7 protein-coding genes and 2 pseudogenes are annotated in these 4,394 nt (G+C 39.1%); all 9 read right to left on the bottom strand.

What is annotated here, in order from left to right; genetic code table 11:
• Positions 1-167 precede the first annotated feature (167 nt).
• Positions 168-533, bottom strand: coding sequence for a hypothetical protein (locus HMPREF0027_RS03890; protein ID WP_005622414.1), 366 nt, complete (start codon positions 531-533; stop codon positions 168-170).
• A 159-nt stretch (positions 534-692) separates the two neighbouring features.
• Complete coding sequence (locus HMPREF0027_RS03885; RefSeq protein ID WP_005622413.1) at positions 693-1,130, bottom strand: DNA adenine methylase; 438 nt, start codon at positions 1,128-1,130, stop codon at positions 693-695.
• A gap of 120 nt (positions 1,131-1,250) precedes the next feature.
• Positions 1,251-1,364, bottom strand: coding sequence for a Com family DNA-binding transcriptional regulator (locus tag HMPREF0027_RS13105; RefSeq protein ID WP_081456954.1), 114 nt, complete (start codon positions 1,362-1,364; stop codon positions 1,251-1,253).
• 142 nt (positions 1,365-1,506) lie between these two features.
• Positions 1,507-1,775: pseudogene (locus HMPREF0027_RS12460) on the bottom strand (DNA helicase UvrD).
• Between the two features lies 1 nt (position 1,776).
• Positions 1,777-2,133 (bottom strand): hypothetical protein, encoded by a 357-nt coding sequence (locus HMPREF0027_RS03875; protein WP_244261835.1) that lies wholly within the window; start codon positions 2,131-2,133, stop codon positions 1,777-1,779.
• A gap of 11 nt (positions 2,134-2,144) precedes the next feature.
• A complete protein-coding gene (locus HMPREF0027_RS03870; RefSeq protein ID WP_005622409.1) occupies positions 2,145-2,495 on the bottom strand; it encodes a hypothetical protein in 351 nt (116 codons plus the stop codon).
• Between the two features lie 109 nt (positions 2,496-2,604).
• Complete coding sequence (locus tag HMPREF0027_RS03865; RefSeq protein WP_005622408.1) at positions 2,605-3,243, bottom strand: tail fiber protein; 639 nt, start codon at positions 3,241-3,243, stop codon at positions 2,605-2,607.
• A 59-nt stretch (positions 3,244-3,302) separates the two neighbouring features.
• A complete protein-coding gene (locus HMPREF0027_RS03860; protein ID WP_044024258.1) occupies positions 3,303-3,803 on the bottom strand; it encodes a hypothetical protein in 501 nt (166 codons plus the stop codon).
• Positions 3,788-4,394: pseudogene (locus tag HMPREF0027_RS03855) on the bottom strand (hypothetical protein); the annotation flags it as partial. The gene HMPREF0027_RS03860 and the pseudogene HMPREF0027_RS03855, both read right to left, overlap by 16 nt.

Here is a 4,394-nt window from a genome sequence, read left to right as displayed (position 1 = left end):
ACTACAGCCCCTTTATTAATCAATTTACGTTTTAATGGCTTCTACGATATATAGATTATACCTAAATAATTTGGGTGAGGATCATTATTAGTCTTAAAGCTCTTATATAGATTGTACTTAGCTATAATAAAAATCCCACCTAGTAAAGGTGGGATTCAGAAAGATAACTATTCTAATGAATGGAAATATTTAGATATTTCTTCGTAAGAGTGTGTAACTGGAACATTAACCCCATTTTCTGTAAAGTAAACTAAAGTATTTTCACCTGATTTTTCAATGTAAGAGATATTCCAATCATTTATAGACACTCTTATGTTACTATCACTATTGCTACGTGATATTGGGAAGAATTTGGGGAATTTTTCCGTGATATCAGGATAAGCACCTACAACGACGTGAGTAATACCGCCTACACAATGCAGATGGGTAAAATTATGTTCACTTAAGCTTTCTTCAATAAATAAAATGGCAGTTCTACTTACAGTAATTTTGTTACCAGAACGAGCTAATGCTAAATCAACAAATCCGGACATAATGAATTTCTCCTTTTAGGTAAATTAAAATAATATGTATATGAGCCTATATACGGCTGTTGCGAGCCAAAAAAACTACGGAAAAAAACAAACCTAAATATTTTCGCAGTTTTAATGAAAAAACGCCCTTTAAACAGTAGTTAAAGAGCGTTTAAAATTTTAAAACTTGAAGACAATATTATCTTCATATTTCCCCGAATAGCTTGCTGATACATTCACCGTTATACGGTCATCTCCATCAAACGTTTGCCAGTTATCCCACTTATCCTCAATCATTGCATCAATAAAGCGTATAAACTCCGATTTTGTTGAACTGAAGAATATATAAGGAGGTCGAGTTACATTAACTAGTCTTAAGAAATCAACCAAATCAAAGTAATTTTCTTGCTTATAACTTTCTTGACGGGTACATAAATATGGTGGGTCTAATACAAATAAAGCTTTCGGATTATTTGTGTATCTAGGTAATAATGTATGAAAACTCTCATTCACAACCTCAATACCATCTAAATAACCGTCAGCATCAATAATTGTCCAATCATCACCATAATCCGGTATATTCTCATTCAAGAGACGTTCGAAATGTTTTAAAAACATTCTTTTCTGCCCAACAAACGGAAGTGGAGCTTGTTTAACGTAAGTTTGATTTGCAATAGTTTAAGTCCTTATATCTATGGCGTTCCGGCACTCTTAGAGCTCCGACACTCAAATCAAAAATTAATATTTATTAATTGTTTTACAGCGCACACACTTGATTTCAAGAGTGATTGCTATGCCAATAGCTAGCAATTTATTGCAGCACTGACATCTGATTTCTTTTTTATTTTGCATTGTTACGTTTCGCAGTTTTATTGATTTATGTTATTCTGCAATAGCCCTCGAACTAAGGGTATAGCAGCCGTTCAATGCAAGTCCAGATTGCTTTGAGCCGAAGTAAGTTATGCTGTAGCATAGCTTACCTTGCTATATTCTTTTAGATTTTGCCAAATTCCGCCGGATACTGACGGCGTTTAACCTCCGACTCGTACGCTGTTTTACAATGTTCGGAATCAAAAAAAATAGAGCATTCACGACTTTGTAAGCAATACGCCACTTGAGTTTCAGATCCTTCGTCAAAATCGCACCACGATAGCAGCGGCTCGAAATTGTCTCGTCTGCCGCTCCGAAGAGTAGTGCGTTTACTAGCTGGTCAATAGCAATCAATACGTGATAGTCCCAACTTTTATTTTTTGATTTTGTCATTTTAACCCTCCAAATTTAATGTAAATTCTAGTGTAATCGCTTGTACTTGTTCAAGTGTTTCGCACGCTTTTAATCTGTCTTCGTATCGCTGGCGTTGTCCTGCAACGGCAAAGCTTAACTGATAGAACGCTTGCGCTTTTTCGTAGCATTTTTGACGCAAAATATCCGCCGGCACGCCACGCAATTGAGCTAATAAATCTAGCTTCGGCGTGGAATGTGATTTATCTGCGAACCACGCGCGAGCCTCGTTAGCCTGCTCTTGCCATGTCTGCTGTTCAAATTCCGGTGTTTCGTCTAGCTTTGCTGCTTGACGCACAAAGTCTTGAGCTGCACTATTGATTTCTGCGAGTTTTTGCATTTTTTCTTTTACTAGCAAAGCCGCTTGCTTTCTGTATCAATTGTCCATTGTTTTGTTTTTAAGTTAAAACTATGTGCTTCGCTCGGTGCTGCGCCCGAGTAGTGCAATTTGCCGTTTTCAACCCAAATTTGACCGCTTGTTAAGCTGTCTTTGATGCTGTTTTCGGTTGTTTCGGAATCGACAAAAAACCATCCATCGCCGTGCGTTTCACAATCTGCGCCGAGCGTATCAAAACGTTTTTCGGTAACAGAATACTGCAAGTTATAAATCCATTTCGTATTTTCATGATTAAAAATATGACTTTCCGTTGGCGGTTCGCCTTTTTCAATCAGTTTTTCCCCATCATAATAAGGGTCTATCATCTCTACAGCAGATTCAATAACAAATTCACCGCGACTGTTTAAATCATCAAGATTTAACTCATGGTTACTTGTACCAATTACTCGTTTTTTTATTTAAAATGTAATACATTTACTTCACTCCAATTACAATATAATTCGCTCGTGCAGGAATCCACGTCCCTAGCGTTTCGCTGCGTCCGCAGTGATACGTCCTTGCTTCTACTTTTCGACAGTTTGCCCAGCATCGGTAGCGGTAGTGCACATGAGCTTTATCTTCATTAATATCCCAAGCTCTATTCGTTGGATTATCTTCATTAATTGATAACATCCATTTACACTGCGACTCGCTGAATCCTGCCGGCAATGGTATCGTTGCACCGTCTTCTAAAGCCCCCATCAATACCGCTATTTCTTTTTTATTGAAATTAGACCTAACCCAATCTTCATACGCGACATATTTTCTCACTCCTGACTTTCTGAACACTGCGGAATGTTCTTCTCTACTACCATTATTTGAACGATAGCTTATTTTATAAAAGTCATTAACGTTATCCGGTACTACTTCGCTTCTAGCTTGTTTACCTGCAGTATTCCATTGATTAATAGAACTGTAGTCGCCATTTTTAATATCAAGCACACCGGTTAATGTATCACCAGTTTTAGATAATCGCCCGTTAGCATTATCGTTTGCAGCTTTTACCGCTTTTGACGTTGCGTACTTGTTGCTATTATCAAGATTTATGGCATCCGACTTATCAGTTTTAAGCATATACAAATCAAACACATTAGCATTGCTCTTAAGCGCTTGCGCAAGTTCTTGTAACGTATCTAACCTGCCGGCGCTGCGCCGATTAGCTGATTAAAACGTCCATCTACGTACGGCACGGTTGCAAGTTCTAATGCTGTAGACCATTCGGTCGCATTTTTTGCGCTTTGGTAATAAAACTTGTTACCAAAAATACCAAAGCGAACTGATGCAAAATGCCCCGAATTGTCATGCCACGGCTTACTAAAAAACGAAAAGCCGTTTTGTGCCAAACCGGCTAAATTTTTGCTTGTAACACCAAAAAACGCACCCTGCGGCAATTGCCCCGGCTTGCAATCTTGCATTGCTACGCTGCCGCCTAGATAAGCTGTACGTGCATCAATTAAATTAGCTGTATTTGTGCGAATCCAATCTGTAGTAGGCAGTAATCTATTATTTGAGTTATTCGCTGGCGGTGTAGCTTCGACATTGCCATTTACCTGCAGGCGAGCGTTACCATTGTCTGATGTTTTATCGATTGATACATTGCCGGTATTGCCATGAGCTTTTACTGCATAACGCAACACGTGGTCCCAAGTTCTAAATAGCCACTTTTATCTACGTCTACACCTGCACGGACAATTGATTTTACTCGTCCGTCCGGTCTGCCGGCTTCGCCCGCTGTGAAATTGATTTCCCCGATTGTCTTATATCTATCAAGCGCACTTGCCAAGTCAATTGCATCATCAATCAACAAATGATATGGATTGTAATATGCACCTAAATTGCGTCTAATCACTGAGCGATAATTCATTTCAAGTGATTGCCGGAAAGTTTTTACTCCCGAAACAGTCTCATTACCGGTCATGCTCACTTTGTCTTCCGGTGCTGCTGACCAATCAGTTCCGAGCGTACCTCGCTCTAACTTGATTTTGCTAATTGAGTTTACGGATGTTCCGGTGTTCGGGTAAAAATAGACATTCAAATGAGTATTGAGCGGAGTTATATCATTGCCGTTTCTAGTTGGTTTAGTCCACCGGCCTTTGCCTTGATAAACGCCATCAGCAATTTTCACGAGTTTCGCAATTTCGTTAAAGCCAACTGAGTTATAAACACCGATACCTGAGCGATCGTCCCCCAAGCTGCCGTATAACGTAATAACAACATCTTCGCCA

The organism is Actinobacillus ureae ATCC 25976 (assembly GCF_000188255.1).
In the GTDB taxonomy this organism is placed as follows: Bacteria; Pseudomonadota; Gammaproteobacteria; order Enterobacterales; family Pasteurellaceae; genus Actinobacillus; species Actinobacillus ureae.
This window is presented reverse-complemented; position numbering and strand designations above follow the sequence as displayed.

What these genes read in the sequence shown, in the direction of transcription:
- HMPREF0027_RS03890 (WP_005622414.1), bottom strand. Translation starts at nt 533, where the DNA reads ATGTCCGGATTTGTTGATTTAGCATTAGCTCGTTCTGGTAACAAAATT.
- HMPREF0027_RS03875 (WP_244261835.1), bottom strand. Translation starts at nt 2,133, where the DNA reads ATGCAAAAACTCGCAGAAATCAATAGTGCAGCTCAAGACTTTGTGCGT.
- HMPREF0027_RS03865 (WP_005622408.1), bottom strand. Translation starts at nt 3,243, where the DNA reads ATGCTTAAAACTGATAAGTCGGATGCCATAAATCTTGATAATAGCAAC.
- HMPREF0027_RS03885 (WP_005622413.1), bottom strand. Translation starts at nt 1,130, where the DNA reads ATGTTTTTAAAACATTTCGAACGTCTCTTGAATGAGAATATACCGGAT.
- HMPREF0027_RS03870 (WP_005622409.1), bottom strand. Translation starts at nt 2,495, where the DNA reads ATGATAGACCCTTATTATGATGGGGAAAAACTGATTGAAAAAGGCGAA.
- HMPREF0027_RS13105 (WP_081456954.1), bottom strand. Translation starts at nt 1,364, where the DNA reads ATGCAAAATAAAAAAGAAATCAGATGTCAGTGCTGCAATAAATTGCTA.